This is a genomic window from Actinomadura sp. CNU-125 (assembly GCF_001942465.1).
In the GTDB taxonomy this organism is placed as follows: domain Bacteria; phylum Actinomycetota; class Actinomycetes; order Streptosporangiales; family Streptosporangiaceae; genus Spirillospora.
Genome location: NZ_MKJY01000591.1, coordinates 1 through 18,356, shown reverse-complemented (window position 1 = coordinate 18,356; position 18,356 = coordinate 1). Strand labels below are relative to the sequence as shown.

General features: G+C 73.7%; 27 protein-coding genes. 10 read left to right on the top strand and 17 right to left on the bottom strand.

The window, feature by feature from the left end:
* Nucleotides 1-27 precede the first annotated feature (27 nt).
* The 3 genes from BJF79_RS47680 to BJF79_RS47670 form a co-directional block, all read right to left on the bottom strand.
* Nucleotides 28-1,035, bottom strand: a complete 1,008-nt coding sequence (locus tag BJF79_RS47680; RefSeq protein WP_075907211.1) for an aldo/keto reductase — start codon at nucleotides 1,033-1,035, stop codon at nucleotides 28-30.
* Nucleotides 1,036-1,145: 110 nt separating this feature from the next.
* The gene (locus BJF79_RS47675) at nucleotides 1,146-1,559 is read right to left on the bottom strand and encodes a MarR family winged helix-turn-helix transcriptional regulator (protein ID WP_262403627.1); all 414 of its coding nucleotides are present in this window, start codon (nucleotides 1,557-1,559) and stop codon (nucleotides 1,146-1,148) included.
* Between the two features lie 89 nt (nucleotides 1,560-1,648).
* Nucleotides 1,649-2,011, bottom strand: a complete 363-nt coding sequence (locus tag BJF79_RS47670) for a winged helix-turn-helix transcriptional regulator (protein WP_075907226.1) — start codon at nucleotides 2,009-2,011, stop codon at nucleotides 1,649-1,651.
* Between the two features lie 52 nt (nucleotides 2,012-2,063).
* Between BJF79_RS47670 and BJF79_RS47665 the strand changes: the two genes are divergently transcribed.
* Both BJF79_RS47665 and BJF79_RS47660 read left to right on the top strand, forming a co-directional pair.
* Complete coding sequence (locus tag BJF79_RS47665) at nucleotides 2,064-2,456, top strand: YybH family protein (protein WP_075907210.1); 393 nt, start codon at nucleotides 2,064-2,066, stop codon at nucleotides 2,454-2,456.
* A 129-nt stretch (nucleotides 2,457-2,585) separates the two neighbouring features.
* Entirely contained in the window at nucleotides 2,586-3,437 is an 852-nt protein-coding gene (locus tag BJF79_RS47660; RefSeq protein WP_075907209.1) for a TIGR03620 family F420-dependent LLM class oxidoreductase, read from the top strand.
* On the opposite strand, the gene BJF79_RS47655 is transcribed toward BJF79_RS47660, so the two are convergent.
* The gene (locus BJF79_RS47655; protein ID WP_075907208.1) at nucleotides 3,427-4,398 is read right to left on the bottom strand and encodes a helix-turn-helix transcriptional regulator; all 972 of its coding nucleotides are present in this window, start codon (nucleotides 4,396-4,398) and stop codon (nucleotides 3,427-3,429) included. The genes BJF79_RS47660 and BJF79_RS47655 overlap by 11 nt on opposite strands.
* An 80-nt stretch (nucleotides 4,399-4,478) precedes the next feature.
* On the opposite strand from BJF79_RS47655, the gene BJF79_RS47650 reads away from it, so the two are divergent.
* Nucleotides 4,479-5,585, top strand: coding sequence for an epoxide hydrolase family protein (locus BJF79_RS47650; RefSeq protein WP_075907207.1), 1,107 nt, complete (start codon nucleotides 4,479-4,481; stop codon nucleotides 5,583-5,585).
* A 17-nt stretch (nucleotides 5,586-5,602) separates the two neighbouring features.
* Here the strand turns inward: BJF79_RS47650 and BJF79_RS47645 are convergent, their stop codons facing one another.
* Complete coding sequence (locus tag BJF79_RS47645; protein ID WP_075907206.1) at nucleotides 5,603-6,535, bottom strand: NADP-dependent oxidoreductase; 933 nt, start codon at nucleotides 6,533-6,535, stop codon at nucleotides 5,603-5,605.
* Nucleotides 6,536-6,667: 132 nt separating this feature from the next.
* Here BJF79_RS47645 and BJF79_RS47640 point away from each other — a divergent pair, with 132 nt between their 5' ends.
* Nucleotides 6,668-7,174, top strand: coding sequence for a MarR family winged helix-turn-helix transcriptional regulator (locus BJF79_RS47640; RefSeq protein ID WP_262403626.1), 507 nt, complete (start codon nucleotides 6,668-6,670; stop codon nucleotides 7,172-7,174).
* Nucleotides 7,175-7,190: 16 nt separating this feature from the next.
* Here BJF79_RS47640 and BJF79_RS47635 read toward each other — a convergent pair whose 3' ends face one another.
* The 3 genes from BJF79_RS47635 to BJF79_RS47625 form a co-directional block, all read right to left on the bottom strand.
* On the bottom strand, nucleotides 7,191-7,736 hold the full coding sequence (locus BJF79_RS47635) for a cysteine hydrolase family protein (RefSeq protein ID WP_075907205.1): 546 nt from the start codon (nucleotides 7,734-7,736) through the stop codon (nucleotides 7,191-7,193).
* A 192-nt stretch (nucleotides 7,737-7,928) separates the two neighbouring features.
* A complete protein-coding gene (locus BJF79_RS47630) occupies nucleotides 7,929-8,762 on the bottom strand; it encodes a phosphoribosylaminoimidazolesuccinocarboxamide synthase (protein WP_075907204.1) in 834 nt (277 codons plus the stop codon).
* Between the two features lie 106 nt (nucleotides 8,763-8,868).
* Nucleotides 8,869-9,504 (bottom strand): NAD(P)H-dependent oxidoreductase, encoded by a 636-nt coding sequence (locus BJF79_RS47625; protein WP_075907203.1) that lies wholly within the window; start codon nucleotides 9,502-9,504, stop codon nucleotides 8,869-8,871.
* Nucleotides 9,505-9,601: 97 nt separating this feature from the next.
* On the opposite strand from BJF79_RS47625, the gene BJF79_RS47620 reads away from it, so the two are divergent.
* On the top strand, nucleotides 9,602-10,210 hold the full coding sequence (locus tag BJF79_RS47620) for a TetR/AcrR family transcriptional regulator (RefSeq protein WP_262403625.1): 609 nt from the start codon (nucleotides 9,602-9,604) through the stop codon (nucleotides 10,208-10,210).
* Here BJF79_RS47620 and BJF79_RS47615 read toward each other — a convergent pair.
* Entirely contained in the window at nucleotides 10,207-11,406 is a 1,200-nt protein-coding gene (locus BJF79_RS47615) for an MFS transporter (RefSeq protein WP_075907202.1), read from the bottom strand. The two genes, BJF79_RS47620 and BJF79_RS47615, sit on opposite strands and share 4 nt — an antisense overlap.
* 83 nt (nucleotides 11,407-11,489) lie before the next feature.
* On the opposite strand from BJF79_RS47615, the gene BJF79_RS47610 reads away from it, so the two are divergent.
* Nucleotides 11,490-11,927, top strand: coding sequence for a winged helix-turn-helix transcriptional regulator (locus tag BJF79_RS47610; RefSeq protein WP_075907201.1), 438 nt, complete (start codon nucleotides 11,490-11,492; stop codon nucleotides 11,925-11,927).
* Nucleotides 11,928-11,963: 36 nt separating this feature from the next.
* Here BJF79_RS47610 and BJF79_RS47605 read toward each other — a convergent pair whose 3' ends face one another.
* The 4 genes from BJF79_RS47605 to BJF79_RS47590 form a co-directional block, all read right to left on the bottom strand.
* Nucleotides 11,964-12,581, bottom strand: coding sequence for a hypothetical protein (locus BJF79_RS47605; RefSeq protein WP_075907200.1), 618 nt, complete (start codon nucleotides 12,579-12,581; stop codon nucleotides 11,964-11,966).
* A gap of 85 nt (nucleotides 12,582-12,666) precedes the next feature.
* Entirely contained in the window at nucleotides 12,667-13,467 is an 801-nt protein-coding gene (locus BJF79_RS47600) for a MerR family transcriptional regulator (protein WP_143220994.1), read from the bottom strand.
* Complete coding sequence (locus tag BJF79_RS47595; protein ID WP_075907198.1) at nucleotides 13,460-13,999, bottom strand: VOC family protein; 540 nt, start codon at nucleotides 13,997-13,999, stop codon at nucleotides 13,460-13,462. The genes BJF79_RS47600 and BJF79_RS47595 overlap by 8 nt, the downstream gene beginning before the upstream one ends.
* Before the next feature lie 60 nt (nucleotides 14,000-14,059).
* Nucleotides 14,060-14,704 carry a maltokinase N-terminal cap-like domain-containing protein gene (locus BJF79_RS47590; protein WP_075907197.1) on the bottom strand — a complete coding sequence of 215 codons (645 nt, stop codon included), beginning with the start codon at nucleotides 14,702-14,704 and terminating at the stop codon, nucleotides 14,060-14,062.
* Between the two features lie 133 nt (nucleotides 14,705-14,837).
* Between BJF79_RS47590 and BJF79_RS47585 the strand changes: the two genes are divergently transcribed.
* Nucleotides 14,838-15,197 carry a DUF3140 domain-containing protein gene (locus BJF79_RS47585; RefSeq protein WP_075907196.1) on the top strand — a complete coding sequence of 120 codons (360 nt, stop codon included), beginning with the start codon at nucleotides 14,838-14,840 and terminating at the stop codon, nucleotides 15,195-15,197.
* A gap of 26 nt (nucleotides 15,198-15,223) precedes the next feature.
* A complete protein-coding gene (locus tag BJF79_RS47580) occupies nucleotides 15,224-15,415 on the top strand; it encodes a hypothetical protein (RefSeq protein ID WP_075907195.1) in 192 nt (63 codons plus the stop codon).
* Nucleotides 15,416-15,491: 76 nt separating this feature from the next.
* On the opposite strand, the gene BJF79_RS52440 is transcribed toward BJF79_RS47580, so the two are convergent.
* From BJF79_RS52440 to BJF79_RS56825, 3 genes are all read right to left on the bottom strand, one after another.
* Entirely contained in the window at nucleotides 15,492-15,698 is a 207-nt protein-coding gene (locus tag BJF79_RS52440; RefSeq protein ID WP_083734787.1) for a hypothetical protein, read from the bottom strand.
* Nucleotides 15,683-16,327: an alpha/beta fold hydrolase gene (locus BJF79_RS47575; RefSeq protein ID WP_083734786.1), complete on the bottom strand. Its 645-nt coding sequence runs from the start codon at nucleotides 16,325-16,327 to the stop codon at nucleotides 15,683-15,685. The genes BJF79_RS52440 and BJF79_RS47575 overlap by 16 nt, the downstream gene beginning before the upstream one ends.
* Nucleotides 16,328-16,405: 78 nt before the next feature.
* Nucleotides 16,406-16,612, bottom strand: a complete 207-nt coding sequence (locus BJF79_RS56825) for a hypothetical protein (RefSeq protein WP_075907194.1) — start codon at nucleotides 16,610-16,612, stop codon at nucleotides 16,406-16,408.
* A 53-nt stretch (nucleotides 16,613-16,665) separates the two neighbouring features.
* Here BJF79_RS56825 and BJF79_RS47565 point away from each other — a divergent pair, with 53 nt between their 5' ends.
* Both BJF79_RS47565 and BJF79_RS47560 read left to right on the top strand, forming a co-directional pair.
* Complete coding sequence (locus BJF79_RS47565) at nucleotides 16,666-17,274, top strand: ATP-binding protein (RefSeq protein WP_075907193.1); 609 nt, start codon at nucleotides 16,666-16,668, stop codon at nucleotides 17,272-17,274.
* Nucleotides 17,256-17,729: a hypothetical protein gene (locus BJF79_RS47560; RefSeq protein ID WP_075907192.1), complete on the top strand. Its 474-nt coding sequence runs from the start codon at nucleotides 17,256-17,258 to the stop codon at nucleotides 17,727-17,729. Before BJF79_RS47565 ends, BJF79_RS47560 begins: the two co-directional genes overlap by 19 nt.
* A gap of 28 nt (nucleotides 17,730-17,757) precedes the next feature.
* On the opposite strand, the gene BJF79_RS56820 is transcribed toward BJF79_RS47560, so the two are convergent.
* A partial coding sequence (locus BJF79_RS56820; protein ID WP_262403624.1) for a hypothetical protein occupies nucleotides 17,758-18,356 on the bottom strand: 599 nt, incomplete at its 5' end.

The following is an 18,356-nucleotide window of genomic DNA, read 5'->3' as shown; positions in this document are numbered from 1 at the left end:
CCGTTCCTTCCGTTCGTTGGCCGCCGGTCACCAGGCGTAAGCCTCGGGGGCGGGCTTCGCCCCGTTCGCGGCGTTCGGCCCGGGCGGCGGGAAGAGTTCGTCGAGCCGGGCGAGGGTGGCGCCGTCGAGGTCGATGGCGAGGGCGCGGAGCGAGCCGTCGAGCTGCCCGGCCGTCCGCGGCCCGATGATCGGGCCCGTCACGCCGTCCTGCGCGAGGAGCCACGCGAGCCCGACGTGCGCCGGGTCCTCGCCGAGGCCGGCGCACAGCTTCTCGTACGCCTCGATGGCGTCGCGGTGCTCGGCGAGCACGGCGGCCGAGCGTCCGGAGGCGCCGCGCGCGGCGCCGCCCTCGCGCTGTTTGCGCAGGACGCCGCCCAGCACGCCGCCGTGCAGCGGCGACCACGGGATCACGCCGAGCCCGTACTCGCGGGCGGCGGGCAGCACCTCCAGCTCGACCCAGCGGGTCATCAGGTTGTAGATCGACTGCTCGGCCACCAGCCCGAGGAAGTGCCGCGAGCGCGCCGCCTCCTGCGCCTGCGCGATGTGCCACCCGGCGAAGTTGGACGACCCGAAGTACAGCACCTTGCCTTGCTGCCGCAGGACGTTGAACGCCTCCCACACCTCGTCCCATGGAGCGTTCCGGTCGATGTGGTGCATCTGGTACAGGTCGATGTGGTCGGTGCCGAGCCGCCTGAGCGACGCGTCCGCCGCGCGGCGGATGTTCAGCGCGGACAGGTACGAGTCGTTGGGCCGGTCGCTCATCGGGAGGTAGACCTTCGTCGCCAGCACGGTGTTCGCGCGCCGGTCGCCGCCCCCGGCGAACCACCGTCCGACGATCTCCTCGGTGGAGCCGACGCCCGCGCCGCCCCGCCCGCCGTACACGTTCGCGGTGTCGAAGAAGTTGATCCCGTGCTCGTGCGCCCGGTCCATGATCGCGTGGCTTTCCGCCTCGGCGGTCTCGGTGCCGAAGTTCATGGTGCCGAGGACGAGCCGGGAGACCGACAGGCCGGTGCGTCCCAGTCGGGTGTATTCCATGTGCGCCGCTCCTTCGGTCCGTGCCGGACGGGATCGGCCGGCACGTTGTGTTCGCAGGACGAACTGTATTAGTTCGTCTCGCGAACTGCAAGCCGGTGGCGGTCCCGGGGTCACTCGTTGGGTTCGAGGAAGACGGCCGGGGCGTCGTTGTCCCGTACCACCCGGCCGAGGAGGCGGGCGAGCGCGTCGCGGTCGGCGTCGTCGAGGCGATCCAGGAGTTCCTCGATCCGGCGGCAGGTCTCGGTGTAGAAGTCCCTCGCCAGGCGCCCGCCCCTCGCGGTGAGCGCGACCCGCACGGCTCGCGTGTCCCGCTCGTCCGCCTCACGCCTGACCAGGCCGTTTCGTTCGGTGCGGTCCACCAGGCCGGTCAGGCTCGACTTGGCCAGCCCGAGCATCGCGCTCAGTTCGCCCATGCCGTACGGCTGCCCCATCAGCACGCACAGCAACTGTCCCTGCTGGGTCGTCAGGCCGTGTTCCCTGGCCGACTCGCCGTACACGGCGTTCACCAGGAAAGTGGATCGCACGAGCGCGGGCACCGCGCCGATCCGGCCGTTCTCGTTTTCAAGCACATGGCCAGTGTATCGGTTCGGGCGATTTGAGTTCGTGTTGCGAACTACTGCTGTGCCGCGCCCCAGTCCCAGAGCGCCTGCAGGACGGGGCCGAGGTCGCGGCCGCGCGGCGTCAGCGCGTACCGCGTCCGGACGGGACGGCCCGGCAGCCGGTGGCGTTCGGCCACGCCCGCCGCGACGAGCCCGGCCAGCCGATCCGACAGCACCTTGTCCGACAAGTCCGGCAACGCCTCGCGCAGGTCGCTGAAGCTCCGCCCGCCGTTCAGCAGTTCGCGTATCACCAGCGTCGTCCAGCGGCCGCGCAGCGCCGCCAGCGCGATCTCCACCGGGCACCCCGGCTCCGGCGCGGCCACCGCCGCGCGCGGATCGTCCGGCAACCCCGGCCGGATAACCGTTTGGTTAGCCACGGACGCGCCTCCTACGGTCTCGGTCACTCGCCCTCTACTGGAAGGATCCACCATGCGGCGGCTGGCCGAACGCCCCGAGGACGTCCCGTCCGTTTTCGCCGACCGCTTCAACGGCGGCGACCCGGCGGCCCTGGCCGAGGTGTACGCCGACGACGGCATGCTCATCCTCGGCGGGCCCCTGACCGGCGCGGCCGCGCACGCCGCGAACGCCCGCCTGCAGTCGCTCGGCGCGCCCATCACCGTCCGTCCCCGGCAGTGCTACGTGAACGGCGACCTGGCGCTCCTCATCGTCGACTGGACGATCGAAGGCACCGGCCCGGACGGCGAACCGGTCCACATCCAGGGCATCGCGACAGATGTCGCCCGTCGCGGAAACGACGGATACTGGCGGTACGTCATCGACAACCCCTTCGGCGTCGAAGAGTTCGAAGGGCCGACCCCGTGAACTGACCCGTGGACGAACGGCTTCGCCGGATCGCCGCGCCGGACGAGCCGGGCACTTGACCTCGACTTAAGTTGAGCCTCTAGCGTCGGAGTCGTTCCGCGAAGGCCCCACCACGGAAGGCTTCGGCAGATGACACGGCTCGACCTGGGCGACCTCGGCCCCATCGGCGCAACGCTCGACGTGCGCGCGGACGGCGGCCACCTCGCCGACGCCGCCATGCTGGAGGAGCTCGGCTACGCCTCGATCTGGATCGCGGGCGGGCAACTGGAGACGCTCGATCCGCTGCGGGACGTCGTCCGGGCGACCCGGACGATCCCCGTCGGCAGCGCGATCATCCCCGGCTGGAAGTACACGCCCGAGGACGTGATCGCGCTGCGCCGCGACATCGAGGCGACCGATCCGGGGCGGCTGATCACCGGGCTCGGCGGCATGCACGGCGAGCGTCCGCTGCGCGCCATGAACGCCTTCCTCGACGCCCTCGACGCCGCCGCCCCGGCGGTCCCGGCCGGGGCCCGGATGCTGTCGGCGCTCGGCCCGCGCATGCTGGAGCTCGCCCGCGACCGCGCCGCCGGTGCGGTGCCGCTGCTGGTCACCCCGGAGTACACCGCGCGGGCCCGGGAGATCCTGGGCGGCGAGGCGACCCTGGCCGTGATGGAGTACGTGGTCCTCGACGGCGACCCGGGACGGGCGCGGGACGCCGTCCGCGAGAACATCGGCTTCCTGACGAAGGTCGGCGGCTACGCGCAGAACCTGCGCCGGATGGGGTTCGCCGACGACGACATCGCCGCGACGAGCGACCGCCTGCTGGACGGCCTGGTCGCGTGGGGCGACGCCGACGCCGTCGCCGCGCGCGTGACGCGCCACCTCGACGCGGGCGCCGACCAGGTCGTCCTCACCGTGCAGCCGACGGACGCGGGCGCCGACGCGGGCGCCGCTCCCCGCGCGCAGTGGCGTGCGCTGGCCGAGGCGCTCATCGGCTGAGCGGACGCCCGCCGCGCGCGGGTCGCGCGGCGCCCAGGTCGCGCAGGTGTTCCACCAGTTCGGGCGGGTCGTGCACGGTGAACTCGCAGCCGAGCATGAGCAGCCGCGACGCCAGCCACGGCAGGGTGTCGGCGCGGGCCTCCAGGCGGCACGACCGTGCGTCCAGCGGCGTGACGTCGCCCGGGTCGGCGCCGAGCGCCGCGCGCACCTCGTCCGCCGGGGCGTGCAGCGTGACCGTCGCGGTGTGGACGGGCGCGAGCGAGTACATCCGGTCGGTGACGAACGCGACGGCGTCCCCGCCCGGCACCTCGCGGGGCGCGAACCGCTGCCCGGTGGGGAACGGGTCCCGGACGCGGTCGGCGCGGAAGACGCGCCAGTCGTCCCGCTCGGTGTCGTGGGCCAGCAGGTACCAGCGGCGGCCCGCCGCGACCAGCCGGTACGGCTCGACGCGCCGCCGGCTCCCGGCGCCGCCCGCGCTCACGTAGGCGAACCGCAGCAGTTCGGTGTTCGCGACGGCGGCCGCCGTCACCGCGAGGACGTCCGGGTCGACGGTCGGCCCGCCGGGGACGGGCAGCGCGACCGTGGCCGCGTTCAGCACCCCCACCCGGCGGCGCAGCCGCGCGGGCAGCACCTGCTCCAGCTTGGCGAGCGCCCGCACCGCCGCCTCGCCGAGGCCCGTCACCGCGGTCCCCGCGGCGGTCCGCAGGCCGACCGCGATCGCCACGGCCTCCTCGTCGTCCAGCAGCAGCGGCGGCATCGCGGCCCCGGCGACGAGCCGGTAACCGCCGTCCGGGCCGGTCGTGCCCTCGATCGGGTAGCCGAGGCCGCGCAGCCGGTCGACGTCGCGGCGGACCGTGCGGGCGCTGACGCCGAGCCGGTCGGCCAGTTCGCCGCCCGCCCACTCGCGCGGCGTCTGGAGCAGGGACAGCAGGGAGAGCAGGCGTCCGGGAGTGTCCGTCATGGTTTCCAGGTTCCGTGCGGTTGCGGACAGGAGCTGACCTAAACCCATCCTACTTTCGTTTCCACGACGGAGGAGGAGACATGACCGTTCGACCGTTCCGCATCGACGTCCCGCAGGCCGACCTGGACGACCTGAACGACCGGCTCGCGCGCACCCGGTGGCCCCGGCAGCTCCCGGGCGAGGGCTGGAGCCGGGGCGTCCCGGTCGCCTACCTCAAGGAGCTGGCCGAGTACTGGCGCACCGGCTTCGACTGGCGCGCCATGGAGGCCCGCTTCAACGAGTTCCCGCAGTTCATGGCGGAGATCGACGGGCAGGACGTGCACTTCCTGCACGTCCGGTCGGCCGATCCGGACGCCGTCCCGCTGCTCCTCACGCACGGCTGGCCGAACTCGTTCGTCGAGTTCGCCGAACTGGTCGGGCACCTCGCGGACTTCCACGTCGTCGTCCCGTCCATCCCCGGCTACGGGTTCTCGGCGGCGCCGCGCGGACCCGGCTGGGACGCGGCGCGCGTCGGCCGGATCTGGGCGGGGCTCATGCACCGGCTCGGCTACGACCGGTACGGCGTCGAGGGCGGCGACTTCGGCGTCTACGTCGCGCCCGAGGTCGCCAAGGCCGCCCCCGAGAACGTGCTCGGCGTGTACGTGATCAGCGGCCTCGGCATGCCCACCGAGAAGGACGTCCCGGACATGACGCCCGACGAGCTGGCCCACTACGAGATGATGCAGAAGTGGTCGACCGGCGGCGTCGACCACCACGCGATCCAGCGCGCCGCGCCGCAGACGTTCACGTACGGGTGGAACGACTCGCCGGTCGCCGCCCTGGCCTGGATGATGCAGAAGTACGAGGACTTCAACGCCTCGGACGTCCCGGCGGACAAGATGATCGACCGCGACCTGATCCTCGCGAACGTCAGCCTGTACTGGTTCACCGAGTCGTTCGGGACGGCCGCGTGGCAGTACTACGAGGCCGGCGGCGACGGGACGCCCGAGTCGGTGTGGCCCGTGGGGCAGAAGCTCGTCCCGACCGGCCTGTACAGCGGCCCGCCCGGCATCCGCCGCCTCGCCGAGCGCGACAACACGATCGTCCACTGGCCGGACGACAACCCGGGCGGCCACCACTTCATCGCGATGGAACGCCCGGACGCCGTGGCCGCCGACCTGCGGAGGTTCTTCGCCCTCGTCCGCTGACACCGGGGGCGCCGGGCTCAGGGCGTCAGGACGACCTTGCCCGGCAGCCGCCCGGCGACGGCCGCGTCGTGGACGTCGGCCAGCTCGGCCAGCGGCCGCCGCTCGCCGACGTCGATCGTCAGCTCGCCCGCGTCGACGAGCGCGACGAGTTCGGCGAGCCGGGCGGCGTCGTCGTGGGCGAACTGCTGCACCGTCCGGACCCCGCGCCCGGCGTCCGCGGGGCCGGGGGTGGTGGCGCTGACGAACGTCCCGCCGTCGGCGACCAGGCCGGCGAGCCGCGCGGCCTCCTCCGGGGTGTTGCGCACGAGGTTCAGCACCACGTCGAACCGTTCCCCGGCCACGGCGTCCGGGAGCGGGACGGCGGTGTGGTCGACGATCCGGCCCGCGCCGTGGGCGCGCACGCGGTCGGCGCTGCGCGGGCTCGCGGTCGCGGTGACGGCGGCGCCCGCCCGCGCCGCGAGCTGCACGGCGTACCCGCCGACCGCGCCACCGGCGCCGTTCACCAGGATGCTCTGCCCGGCCTTCAGCCCGGCGTGCTCGAACAGCGCCTGCCAGGCGGTGAGCCCGGACGACGGCAGCGCCGCGGCGTCGGCCACCGGGACCGTGCGGGGCGCGGCGGCCAGCGCCGCCGCCGGGACGGCGACGTACTCTGCGGCGGCGCCGGGCGCGTCCATCGGGAGGAAGGCGACGACGGCGTCCCCGGCGGCCCAGCCGTCGACCCCGTCCCCGACCTCGGCGACGACGCCGGACATGTCGAAGTTCGGGACGTGCGGGAACGTCACGGGGAAGACCTCCTGCATGAACCCCATGCGGATGGGCACGTCGACCGGGTTGAACGCGGTTCCCGCGACCCGCACGACGACCTGTCCCGGGCCCGCGGCCGGACGGTCCGCGTCCTCGTAGACGAGGACGTCGCTGTCGCCGTAGGAGTGGTAGCGCACTGCCTTCATGATCTCTCCTTCGCCCAGTCTGCTTCGAATTCGAAGCAGGTACTCACCATAACCCGCTTCGAGTTCGAAGCAATCCGGAGAGAAGGGTGACGGTCGTCACGTTGCTGAGAATTCGAAACATATAATCGGAGCGTGACGAACCCCGACACCCGCGGCCCGGGCCTCGACCCGCAGCAGCTCGGGACCTACTTCGCGCTCATGGAAGCCGTGAGCCTGCTCCAGCACCGGGTCGAGCAGCACCTGCGCGCCGAGGGCGACCTCAGCTACGTGCAGTTCCAGCTCCTGACCCGCCTCGCCGAAGCCCCCGGCGGCCTCACCATGACCGAACTCGCCGACGGCGTCGTCTACAGCCGCAGCGGCCTCACCTACCAGGCCGGGCTGCTGGAGAAGGCCGGTCTCGTCACCCGCGGGCCCAGCCCCGACGACGAGCGCGCCACCCTGGTCGCCATCACCGCGGACGGCCGCGCCCTCGTCGACCGCGTCCTGCCCGGCCACGTCGACGTCGCCCGCGGCCTCCTCTTCGACCCGCTCTCCGGCGACGACCTGCGGCGGCTCGGCGACATCATGACGCGCGTCCGCGACCACATGCGCGCCCAGCCGCCCCGCTCCGCCGCCCCCCGCACCCGCCGCGAGCGCTGAGCCCGGGCCCCGAGCCCTACCGGCCGCCCCCGGCCCACTCGTCGACCGTCACCACGTCGGCCTGCATGGGGAACACCTTCTCCATCAGCACCCGGTGGACCTCGTCGTCGAAGTCGTGGCAGCCGTCCGACAGCACCGTCAGCCGGTAGTCGAGGTCGGCCGCCTGCCGCAGCGTCGACAGGACGACGCCGCTCGTCGCGACCCCCGCCAGCACGAGGCGGCGGATCCCGTTCGAGCGCAGCACCAGCTCCAGGTCGCTTCCGGCGAACCCGCTGATCCGCTTCTTGGTGATGACGGGCTCGCCCTCGCGCGGCGCGACGTCCGCGTGGACGTCGGCGGCCGGACCGGCGTCCGCGAACCCGCGGTCGTGGCTGAAGATCCGGTTGTCGGGGTGGTAGTCGGTGTCGCCCGGCCGGAACCCGACGACGACGTACATCACCGGCACCCCCGCGGCACGCGCGGCGCCGACCGCCCGCGCCAGCCGCGGCAGGTACCCCGCGTCGCCGACACGCTGGACGATCATGTTCTGCACGTCCATGACCAGCAGGGCCGTGTCCGTCATGCGCGACATCCTTTTTCAGGCGGGATCGGGCGTTCGTCCCCAGCCTGTCAGACGGGACGGCATCCGCCGTGTAGCTTGTTCGCACCGCTTCACACCGCGCGCCCGGGCGTCCGGCCCGGCTCGTCGAGAGGTGCGGGCATGCGCGAAGGCGATCGACCGGATCAGGGCGGGGAAGCCGGGTGCGCGGCGGCCTCAGGAGGACCAGGTGCGGCCGGTCAGGCGTTCGTAGACGTCGATGTAGCGCGCGCGGGTCGCGTCGACGACGTCCTGCGGGATCTCGGGGCCGGGCGGGGTGCGGTCCCAGTCGAGGGTGCTGCTCCAGTCGCGGACGAACTGCTTGTCGAGGGAGTGCTGCGCGCGTCCGGGCGCGTAGTCGTCCGCGGGCCAGAAGCGGGACGAGTCGGGCGTGAGGACCTCGTCGCCGAGGACGAGCGTCCCGTCGGCGGCCCGCCCGAATTCGAGCTTGGTGTCGGCGATGACGATGCCGCGCTCGCGCGCCAGTTCGGCGCCGCGCCGGTAGATCGCGAGCGTCACGTCGCGCAGCCGTTCGGCGGTGTCGGCGCCGATCTCCGCGACGACGTCGTCGAACGTGATGAACTCGTCGTGCCCCTCGACGGCCTTCGTGGTCGGGGTGAAGATCGGCTCCGGCAGCTTCGACGCCTCGACGAGCCCGTCCGGCAGCGCGATCCCCGACACCGCGCCGTCCTTCTCGTACTGCTTCAGCCCCAGGCCGGTGAGGTAGCCGCGGGCGATCCACTCGACGGGCAGCATCGACAGCCGGCGGCACCGGATCGCCCGGCCCTCCCACTCGTCCGGCACGTCCGCCGCCGACACGACGTGGTTCGGGATGATGTCGCCGAGCTGCTCGAACCACCACAGGGACAGCTGGGTGAGGATCTTCCCCTTGTCGGGGACGGTCGTCGGCAGCACCACGTCGTACACGCTGACCCGGTCGGACGCGACGAGGATCAGGTCGTCCCCGTCGGCGTAGACGTCCCTGACCTTGCCCGAGTGGACGAGTTCCATGACGCTCCTCAGCGCGAATGCGGTGTGCGGGCGCCCGCAGGTCGTCGGCGTCCGCTGAGGAGCGTCCGGTCGCCTTCGGGCGCCCGCGAGTTTACCGGGCGGGTCGTCAGCTCGCGGCGAGCGCCCGGGAGCCGAAGTCGCGCGCGGCGGCGAGCGCGGCGTCGTGGTGGGCCTTGGCGATGTCCCGGAGGCCCTCCATGCCGGGCGTGGTGGCGGCGAGGGTGAACTCGCGCTTGATGACGGTCAGATCGGCCCGCCAGATGTCGCCGAGGACCCGTTCGAGGTACGGGGTGGAGTGGTCCCAGCCCTCGCGCGGCGCCCCGGCGCCGTAGCCGCCGCCGAGGGTGGTGACCAGCGCGGTGGGGGTGTTCTCGAGCACCGGGGTAGTGGCTCCCGCGCCCGCGATGACGAGGTCCGCCCAGGTCTTGAAGTGCTGGGAGACGCCGTAGTTGTACAGCGGGACGGCCAGGATCGCGGCATCGGCGTCCTGCAACTCCGCGGCGAGGGTCGCGCCGAGGGCGAGGGCGTCGCGCTGGGCCGGGGTGCGGTCGTCCTCGGGGGTGAATCCGGCGGTGACGGCGAGCGTCCAGGCGTCGCCCGGCAGCGCGTCGGTGCCGAGGTGGCGGCGGGTCACGGTGGTGCCGGGGTTCGCGGCGGTCCATCCGGCTTCGGCGAGGTCGGCGATCTCGGCGCTGGCGGAGGTGCCGGGGGTGATGCTGGCGTCCAGGCGGAACAGCTTCATGTCACTCCTTCAGAACACGGGGACGTCGGCGGGTGCCGCGCTCCCAGAGCATAAGCGGACTTTACCCCGCTTTCATTCCCGCCGATAGATTGCTCTCGTGGCCCGGTACGTACTGCCCTACGGAAAACCGCGCGGCGAGCGCGCCGACGCGGCCCGCAACCGCGAGCTCCTGCTGGCGACGGCGCGCGAGATGATCGCCGAGCACGGGGTCGCGAAGGTGACGATGGACGGCCTCGCCGAACGCGCCGGGCTCGGCAAGGGCACCGTCTTCCGCCGCTTCGGCACCCGCGCGGGCATCTTCCGGGCGCTCCTGGACGCGGACGAGCGGCGCTTCCAGGAACGGGTCCTCACCGGCCCGCCGCCGCTCGGCCCCGGAGCCGACCCGATCGACCGGCTCGTCGCCTACGGCCGCGCCCGCATCGCCTTCCTCCTGGACCACCAGGACATCTCGCGGGCCGCGCTCGAACGCGACCGTCCCGCCCCGATCGCGGCGGACATGACGCAACTGCACCTGCGCGTCCTGCTCGACCGCGCGGGCGTGCGGATGCCGCACATGGAAGGCGTCACGGTCCAGCTCACGGCCGCCCTGGAGGGCCCGATGCTGCTCGCGCTGTCCGCGGCGGAGACCGCCCCGCCCCTCGAACCGGACGTCGAACCCATGCTCGCCGACGCCTGGCAGGTGCTGATCGAACGCCTCGTCCGCTAGCGCGGTCCGACGGTGCCGGTGGCACGTTCCGACGGACGGGTGCCGAACGCCCAGACGGCGGTCGCGCAGAGCGCGAGCGTCGCGCCGAGGACGGTCGGGCCGAGCCAGCCGACGGCACCGTACAGGGCCGTCGTCGCGGCCGCTCCCAGGGCGGAACCGAGGGAGTAGAAGACCATGTAGGCGCCGATGACGCTGCTGGTGCCGCCGGGATAGGCGGTGGCGAGCGCGTGCTGGTTGCTCACGTGCACGGCCTGGACGGCGAAGTCGAGCAGGACGACGCCGAGGATCAGCAGCGGCAGCGACCAGGCGAGCTGCCCGATCGCCGCCCAGGAGGCGAGCAGGAGCGCCAGCGCGAGGCCGGTGACGCGGCGCGCGTGCCCCGCGTCGCCCCAGCGTCCGGACCGGGCGGCGCCGAGGGCCCCGGCGAGCCCGGCGACGCCGAAGAGCCCGATCCGGGTCTCGTCGAGGTGCCACGGCGCGCCCGCCAGCGGCAGCGCCATGCCGCTCCACAGCGTTCCGAACGAGGCGAAGAGGAAGAACGCGATCAGGCCCCGGCCGAGGAAGACCGGCTGGGCGAACAGCCCGCCGAAGGACCGGAGGAGCCGCCCGTACCGGAGCGTTCGCCCGTACCCGGGGGCCGTGCCCGGGCGGACGTCCGCGGGCAGCAGCGTGCGGGCGAGCAGCGCGAGGACGGCGGTGAGGAACGCCAGGACCAGGTAGACGCTCCGCCAGCCCCACAGGTCCGCGAGGACGCCCGCGACGACGCGCGAGCCGAGGATGCCGATCACCACGCCCGAGGTCACGACGCCGAGGTCGCGGCCGCGTTGGCCGGGCGGGGAGACCGACGCGGTGTACGCGACGGCGATCTGCACGACCACCGCGAACAGGCCCGCCGCCGCCAGTCCGGCGAACGCCGCCCAGGCGGCCGGGGCGGCCGCGGTGAGCGCCGTTCCCGCGGCCACCAGCGCGAGGTGCGCGGCGATCAGGCGCCCGCGGTCGAGCATGTCGCCCAACGGCACCAGCAGCACCAGCCCCGCGAGGTAGCCGAGCTGGCCGGTGGCCACGAGCCCGCCGAGCGAGTCGACCGGGACGTCCAGGTCGCGCCCCATCGGGCCCAGCACCGGCTGCGCGGCGTAGACGCTCGCCACCGCGACCCCGCACACGACCGCCAGCAGCGCTCTCGTCTTCCGGTCCATGATCTCGCCCCCAATTGGTTGCATTTTGCAACTCGCTGGAGCGTAGGACAGAATGGTTTCATTCTGCAACCGAAGGAGGGGCGATGGCGGGCGACGCGTGGACGGACCCGAACTGCCCGGTGGCCCGCACGGTCGATCTGGTCGGCGACCGGTGGAGCCTGCTCGTCCTCCGCGACGCCATGGACGGCGCGCGCTCGTTCACCGATCTCCAGCGGAGCACGGGCATCGCCCGCAACATCCTCAGCGACCGGCTCCGCAAGCTCACCGCCAACGGCCTGCTGGCGCAGGTCGACGCGCCTTCGGGCAGGCGCAGGCTGTACACGCTCACCGAGGCGGGCAAGGACCTCTTCCCGGTGATCGTCACGATGCGGCAGTGGGGCGAGCGCCACGCCTTCGACGCGGGCGAGACGCACTCGGTCCTGGTCGACGGCGACGGCGTCCGCGTGCCCGACCTCCGGCCCGTCGCCGCGGACGGAACGCCGCTGACGAGCGACACGACCTCGGTGCGGCGGCACGCCTGAGCACGGCCGCCGCGCGGGCCGCCGCGCGGTGCGGCGTCAGCCGTCGGTCGAGGCGGGCACCGGCTCGGGGAGCACGGGACGGCCGTCGCGTTCGGCGCGCAGGCGCCTGCGATGGGCGCGGCGGCGGACGGCGGTGACGATCGCGATGACGACGCCGGCGCCGATGCCGGCGGCCGAGAGCAGGACGCCCGCAATCAGCCAACCGACGAACGAGAAGAGGCCACCGGTGCCCCCGAAGGCGTACCGGGACAGTGCTTCGGACTCGCAGACGATCTTGTAGCCGGCCGCCTGCGACACGTCGATGGTGTAGAGCAGCGCCCAGGACTCGTCGCGGGTGAGGAACAGGTCGGTTCCCGGATCGGTGAGGGCGGGGTCGCCCGGTCCGGTGATGTCGCACTGCGGGCCGGGTGACTTGCCCGGGAACTTGGCCCAGAGCGCCACCTCGCTCCCGGGTTCGACCCGCACGGTGACGGTGTCGCCGTTGGCGAACCGGCGGCCGGTGTCCACCGCGCCGGTCGCGTCGCCGAGCCGGGAAGCGCCGACGACCACGCCGAGCGCGATCAGCGCGACGGCGATCGCGGCCGCGGCGACGTACCAGTGACGGCCGGGCCGGAGTTCGTTCGCTGGTGTCCGCAGCGGCGGGGTGGGCTGCATCGCCTTACCTTAGACCGGCGGAATTCGGGACGATCCGGCAGGTGGGGCAGGCTCCGAGCCGTCCGTGTCGATCTTGCTTCGCGTTCTACCGCCAGGTCGCGGTGTCGGGGTCGACGCCCTGGGCGCGCGCGGCGGCGTCGATGATCTGACGGAACCAGGCGGCGAGGCCGTCGCGGACGCCGTCGTAGTGGGCGGCGAATCCCGGATCGGCCTCGAACATGCGGCCGAGGCAGACCTGCATCTCGACGGTGAGGGGAAAGTACGACGCGAAGACGTCGCGATGCCGTTCGGCGAGCCGGTTCGCTTCCGGGCCGCCGGGTGCGACACCGGCGTCCATCGCGTCCGCGAGGGCGCGGTCGAGGTCGGTGACGGCGTCGGCGACGGCCCGCCAGTCCGCCGCGTCGCGCGAGGCCGAGCGTTCGGTGTACTGGAGCCACTGGGGCGTGTTCTCCCAGCGCCGGCGGGCCTGGACGGGCCAGTCCGGGTTCCAGTCGGGGCCGAAGATCGCGGTCTGCTGCTCGGCGGTCAGCAGCGGGCCGCGCTCGTGGGCGTCGATCATCCGGTCCAGTTCGGCGCCGAGTTCGCGGAGGCGGTCGATCCGCTCGGTGACCCGGGCGCGCTGCGCGCGCAGCGCGCCGGGCACGTCGGTGGCCGGGTCGTCCAGGATCGTCCGGATCCGGTCCAGGCCGACACCCAGCTCGCGGTAGACGACGATGCGGTGCAGGCGTTCCAGGTCGCCGGCGGTGTAGAGCCGGTATCCGGCCGCCGTGCGCAGCGACGGCCGGGCCAGACCGATCTCGTCCCAGTGGTGCAGTGCGCGGACCGTCACGTCCAGGCGCGCCGAGACCTGACCGACGGTCAGGCCGGAGGCGTCGGCATCAGGCATGGTCCCCATTGTCGATGGTTTCCGGCGGGGCGATCCCGATGGCCGCGAGGTTCCGCGCCTCCTGGCCGGACGGGTCGAAGGGCTTCGCCGCGGTCACGACGATCCGCGCGTTCTCCGGGGTGATCACCTCGATGTCGCGGGTGTTCCAGGGGGTGTCGCGCGGGCCGTCGACCGAGTCCGGCCGCAGCGCGCGGCAGGACTCGACGAGGCCGTCGACCTCGCCGAGCACGCACGAAAAGCCGAGGCTCATCGCCGGTGCCCGCTCCGGGACCTCGTCCGCCGCGACGAGGAGGACGTCCTGGAACGCCCACCTGCGCAGATGCACGAGGGTGCCGGGGATGCCGAACAGCTCGAAGAAGCCGAGCCCGCGGGTCCAGAAGTCGACGGACGCCGCCAGGTCGTCCGTGGGGATCGTCGCGAACGCGGGCATTCCGTAGATGCCGCGGAACGGTTCCGGCGGGACCGCGTCCGGGCCGGGGGCGGGGACGGGGCTGATCTCGAACGCGTCGTAGTGGTCGCTGTGGTCGCTCATGCGCCCCACCTTCCGGCCTCACGCTACGTGAGGGTCAAGTCCGGTGGGCGCGGGCCCTCCTCAGGGGACGGTGCGAAGGACGGCGAACGTGCCCGTCGCGCGGGCGCCGTCCGGTGTGCGCCAGGAACCGGCGACGTGGCCCGTCGCCTCGGGCGGGCCGTCCGGGGACGGGCCGTCCGGGGACGGGCGCAGGACGCGGTGCAGGCGAAGGGTCGTGCCGGGCGGGCCATGCACCGCGGTGCCCTCCCGGTCGTCGGTGGCGGTGGCGAAGTCCGCGGCGGCGAGCCCGCCGCCGGTGTGCGAGCGGGTGACTTCGCGGTCGGGGGTGTCGCTGACGCTCTGGGCCTGCGCCTCGACCCGTCCCTCGATCAGGGCGAGGAGCTGGGCGACCAGCACCGGGTCGTGGCAGCCGTCGTAGACCCAGCGCCGTCCCAGCACGCCGTGCTCCATCGTGCCGACGAGGGCGTGCTCGGCGCCGTCGAGCGGGGCGCCGCGATAGGTGAGCGGGACCAGGTAGGTGCCGGACGGGTCGGTGACGATCTTGAACTCGATCCCGACCTCGCCCTCCGGGTCGTCCAGCCGGAAACCGCCCGCGTCGACCGGTTCCGGTCCGCCCGTGCCGGAGTACCAGGGCCGGGTGGGGAGCCAGGCGGCGAGCAGCTCCAGTTTGGTCGGCCGGAGGGTCGTGCGGTGGACGACGGCCATGCCGGGTCCCCTTCCGTCGAGGCTGCGGTGCTTCGCATGATCTCACCAGGCGGCCGCGCCGAGGTTCAAGAGAGGTGAATGGGACGGGGACGGGCGGGTAGGGCGGGGATTCGGACGTCCACGGGAGGTGCCGATGAACGAACGGATATCGGCCGAGGCGGAGCTGGCCTGGGAGGACTTCCACCGGCTCGTCAACATGACCTCGGACGAGCTGCGGACCTGGCTGCTCACCGACGCGTCCGGGGAGGACGCCTTCCCGGAACCCGGCGAGGGTCCCGGGGTGTCGGAGCTCGGCGCGCGGGTCGTGGACATTCTGCGCAAGCGGAAGGTCGACCTGACCGACGGGGACGCCGAGGTGATGCAGGAGGTCGTCGACTACGTGGAGGAGCACCTGGACCACCCTCCGCCCGAGGAGAACCTGGACGAGCGGTGGCGGCACGAGCTGATGAGCGTGGGCCACGATCCGCTCCGTCCGGAACCGTCCAGCGCATGACGAATCAGCGGATGAGGAGGTAGATCATGCCGAATCCGCAGCAACCGGAAATCCGCCGGACCGAGCGGACCGCGGTGACGAACGAACCGGCGCCGGAGGCCACGGACCCGAAGACGACGCGGGCGAAGGGCCACGCGCACGGCACCGACAGGGGGAACAAGGGCGGCGGCGAGGGCGGCGGGACGCCGCCGGACCAGCAGCCGCCGCATCCCGACTGACGGACGGCGGACCGCCGGGGCCGCGCGGCCCCGGCGGTCCGCGCGTGCTCGGGGGAACGTTCGTCCGGTGCGGGGGTCAGCGCGTGACGTCGAGGATGCGGAGGATCTCGCGGACGAGCAGGCCCGGTTCGGTGAACGGGACGAGGTAGCCGGACTTCTCCGCGACGACGTGCCGGCCCCGGGGGAGCGTCTCGGCGCGGGCCCGGTGCGCGGTGTTGAGCGAGGCGCGGCCGCCGCCGCCGAGCGAACCGGAACGGCGGCCGGAGATCAGCGTGACCGGCACGTCCGGGAGTTTCGGCGGGTCGTCGCGGAGGCGCCGCAGGTCGTCGATGAGGCCGGTCTCTCCGCCATCTGCACGCGGGTGGCCTCCAGCGTGCCGTCCTCCTCGCGCAGGGCGGTCGCGGCGGGTTCGGGGAGTTTGGCGGCCAGCCGGTTGAGGCTGAACCGGAACAGCCCGAGCCGGGCGGCGGTGGGGTCGGTGAGCGCGCTGAGCCGCATCCGGCGTTTGGTGCCGGGCATGAAGTAGTGGTCGCTGGCCTCGTCGTCCTGGTCGACGAGCAGGAGCCCCGTGACGCGGCCGGGCGACTCGGCCGCGACGCACCGGACGATCGGGCCGCCCCAGTCGTGGCCGACCAGGACGAACGGGCCGTCGCCGAGGTGGTCGAGGAGGTCGTGCAGGTCTTCGACCAGGCGGGACAGGGTGCGGGGCCCGGGGTCGGCGGGGCTGCGGCCGAGGCCGCTGCGGTCGTAGACGACGGCGGTCGTGCGTCCGGAGATCGCGGGGACGACGGTGCCCCACATGTTGCGGGAGGCGCCCGCGCCCGATTCGAACACGACGACGGGGGACCCCTCGCCGTGCCGTTCGAGGTGGAGTTCGCGGCCGTCGCGGGTCCGGGCGTGCTCGCTGACCATGGGCCGAAACCTCCGAAACCGGCGACCGGAACGGGGGAGCGGCCGCACTCTCGATCAGACTAACGGCCCGGACGCGCCTTAAGTTCGGGTCTGCGGGGTGTAGCCGTCGTCCTCCCCGCCGGGCGTGTCGGCCTCGGCGTTGGGCGGGTCGGTCGGACCCGGCGTGTGCTCCTCCGCGAAGTCGGGTTCGGGCTCGCCCGGGTCGTCGCGCCGGTCCGCGAGCGGTTTGTCCGCGTCGCGCCGGTCTGTGTCGCGCCGGTCAGCGTCGCGCTTGTCCTGGTTCATGCCGGGACGGCTACCCGGTGGGAGGCGATCGACGCCTGAGTAGCCTGGCGATCGTGCTGTACGGGCGAAATGCGGAGACGGCGGAGATCGACCGGCTGCTCGAAGGGGTGTGGGGCGGCCGCAGCGGGCTGCTCGTCCTGCGGGGCGAGGCGGGCATCGGGAAGTCGGCGCTGCTGGAGTACGCGGCGGGCCGGGCCGGCGGGGCGCGGGTGCTGCGGGCGACGGGCGTCGAGTACGAGAGCGGGATGCCGTACGCGGGCCTGCACATGATGCTCGGGCGGCACCTGGACGGCCTGGACCGGCTGCCGGACGTGCAGGCCGGGGCACTGCGGGCGGCGCTCGGGATGGGCGGCGCGGGCGGCGACCGGTTCCTGGTGGGGCTCGCGGTGCTGACCCTGCTGGCCGAGCTGGCGGAGGAGCGGCCGCTGGTGGTGCTGGTCGACGACGCGCAGTGGCTGGACGGCCCGTCGGCGGAGGCGCTGCTGTCGCGGGCGCGGCGGCTGCGCGCGGAGCCGATCGCGCTGCTGCTGCGCGCGGGGGGGACTTCGCGGCGCCGGGCCTGCCGGAGCTGCGGGTCGGCGGGCTCGACGCGCTGTCGGCGGCGCGGCTGCTGGACGAGCGTGCGGCGGACCTGCCGGAGCACGTGCGGCGCGACGTGCTGACGACGGCGATGGGCAATCCGCTCGCGCTGCTGGAACTGCCGGGGACGCAGGGCGGTTCGTCCGCGTACGAGCGGATCCGGCGGTCGTTCGCCGCGCAGCTCGCGGGACTGCCGGAACCGTCGCGGCTGTTCGTGCTGCTCGTCGCGTCCGACGATCTCGGCGACGTCGGGGTCGTGACGGACGCGGCGGCGCGGCTGGGCGCGTCCGTCCGGGACCTCGAACCGGCGGAGCGCGCGGGCCTGCTGCGCGGTACGGCGGACGGACGGATCGAGGTGCGGCACCCGCTGATCCGGACGGCGGCGTACGGGGACGAGCCGCTGGGCCGCAGGATCGAGGCGCACCGAGCGCTCGCCGCCGCGTACGCGGAGCGCGGCGACGGGTGCCATCGCGCGTTCCACCTGGCGCGGTCGGCGACGGGTCCGGACGAGGACGGCCTCCGCCCCCGGCCCGAGTAGCCGGTGCGGGTTCGGGCGGCGGCCGATGTCAGGACAACGCGGTGCCGACCAGGCGGTACGAGTCGACGAGCCAGCGGTCGCCGATCTTCCGCATGTCGATCCGGGACGTCACGCGCGGCGGGGCTTTCTCCCACGAGATGTAGCTGTCGCGGCCGGACGCCTCGATGTAGAGGTCGTCCAGTTCCCGGACGACCTCGGGCGTGACCCGGATGACGCAGGTGACGGTGGCCGTGCCGGCGGCGTCGTCCAGGTCGACCGTGAAGTCCGTGATGTCGGTGACGATGTCGCGGTACCGGCCGTCGCCCGACAGCGCGGCGGCTTCGCCCCGGACCGCGCAGTCGAGGTCCTCGGGGAGCGCGGCCGTGCCGAGGCGGCAGGCCGCCGGGTGGTCCTCGGCGGTGAACGCGATCATGAAGTCGCGCGCCGTGTCCTCGGCGGCGTCCTCGTCGCCGGACCCGAGCAGGGCGTTGCCCGCGAGCACGAGCCCGGCCAGCAGGACGAACGCCGCGGTGGCGGCCGCCATGATCGCGTACGGGTTGCGCCGGACGGCCGCCGCCGCGCGCGCGCGTCCCGCCGCTCGGCGCCGGGGGCGGGCGCGGCGACGGGGTCGCCGATGGGGGCGAACGC

What these genes read in the sequence shown, in the direction of transcription:
- BJF79_RS47680 (WP_075907211.1), bottom strand. Translation starts at nt 1,035, where the DNA reads ATGGAATACACCCGACTGGGACGCACCGGCCTGTCGGTCTCCCGGCTC.
- BJF79_RS47665 (WP_075907210.1), top strand. Translation starts at nt 2,064, where the DNA reads ATGCGGCGGCTGGCCGAACGCCCCGAGGACGTCCCGTCCGTTTTCGCC.
- BJF79_RS47660 (WP_075907209.1), top strand. Translation starts at nt 2,586, where the DNA reads ATGACACGGCTCGACCTGGGCGACCTCGGCCCCATCGGCGCAACGCTC.
- BJF79_RS47655 (WP_075907208.1), bottom strand. Translation starts at nt 4,398, where the DNA reads ATGACGGACACTCCCGGACGCCTGCTCTCCCTGCTGTCCCTGCTCCAG.
- BJF79_RS47650 (WP_075907207.1), top strand. Translation starts at nt 4,479, where the DNA reads ATGACCGTTCGACCGTTCCGCATCGACGTCCCGCAGGCCGACCTGGAC.
- BJF79_RS47645 (WP_075907206.1), bottom strand. Translation starts at nt 6,535, where the DNA reads ATGAAGGCAGTGCGCTACCACTCCTACGGCGACAGCGACGTCCTCGTC.
- BJF79_RS47635 (WP_075907205.1), bottom strand. Translation starts at nt 7,736, where the DNA reads ATGACGGACACGGCCCTGCTGGTCATGGACGTGCAGAACATGATCGTC.
- BJF79_RS47630 (WP_075907204.1), bottom strand. Translation starts at nt 8,762, where the DNA reads ATGGAACTCGTCCACTCGGGCAAGGTCAGGGACGTCTACGCCGACGGG.
- BJF79_RS47625 (WP_075907203.1), bottom strand. Translation starts at nt 9,504, where the DNA reads ATGAAGCTGTTCCGCCTGGACGCCAGCATCACCCCCGGCACCTCCGCC.
- BJF79_RS47615 (WP_075907202.1), bottom strand. Translation starts at nt 11,406, where the DNA reads ATGGACCGGAAGACGAGAGCGCTGCTGGCGGTCGTGTGCGGGGTCGCG.
- BJF79_RS47610 (WP_075907201.1), top strand. Translation starts at nt 11,490, where the DNA reads ATGGCGGGCGACGCGTGGACGGACCCGAACTGCCCGGTGGCCCGCACG.
- BJF79_RS47605 (WP_075907200.1), bottom strand. Translation starts at nt 12,581, where the DNA reads ATGCAGCCCACCCCGCCGCTGCGGACACCAGCGAACGAACTCCGGCCC.
- BJF79_RS47600 (WP_143220994.1), bottom strand. Translation starts at nt 13,467, where the DNA reads ATGCCTGATGCCGACGCCTCCGGCCTGACCGTCGGTCAGGTCTCGGCG.
- BJF79_RS47595 (WP_075907198.1), bottom strand. Translation starts at nt 13,999, where the DNA reads ATGAGCGACCACAGCGACCACTACGACGCGTTCGAGATCAGCCCCGTC.
- BJF79_RS47590 (WP_075907197.1), bottom strand. Translation starts at nt 14,704, where the DNA reads ATGGCCGTCGTCCACCGCACGACCCTCCGGCCGACCAAACTGGAGCTG.
- BJF79_RS47585 (WP_075907196.1), top strand. Translation starts at nt 14,838, where the DNA reads ATGAACGAACGGATATCGGCCGAGGCGGAGCTGGCCTGGGAGGACTTC.
- BJF79_RS47580 (WP_075907195.1), top strand. Translation starts at nt 15,224, where the DNA reads ATGCCGAATCCGCAGCAACCGGAAATCCGCCGGACCGAGCGGACCGCG.
- BJF79_RS47575 (WP_083734786.1), bottom strand. Translation starts at nt 16,327, where the DNA reads ATGGTCAGCGAGCACGCCCGGACCCGCGACGGCCGCGAACTCCACCTC.
- BJF79_RS56825 (WP_075907194.1), bottom strand. Translation starts at nt 16,612, where the DNA reads ATGAACCAGGACAAGCGCGACGCTGACCGGCGCGACACAGACCGGCGC.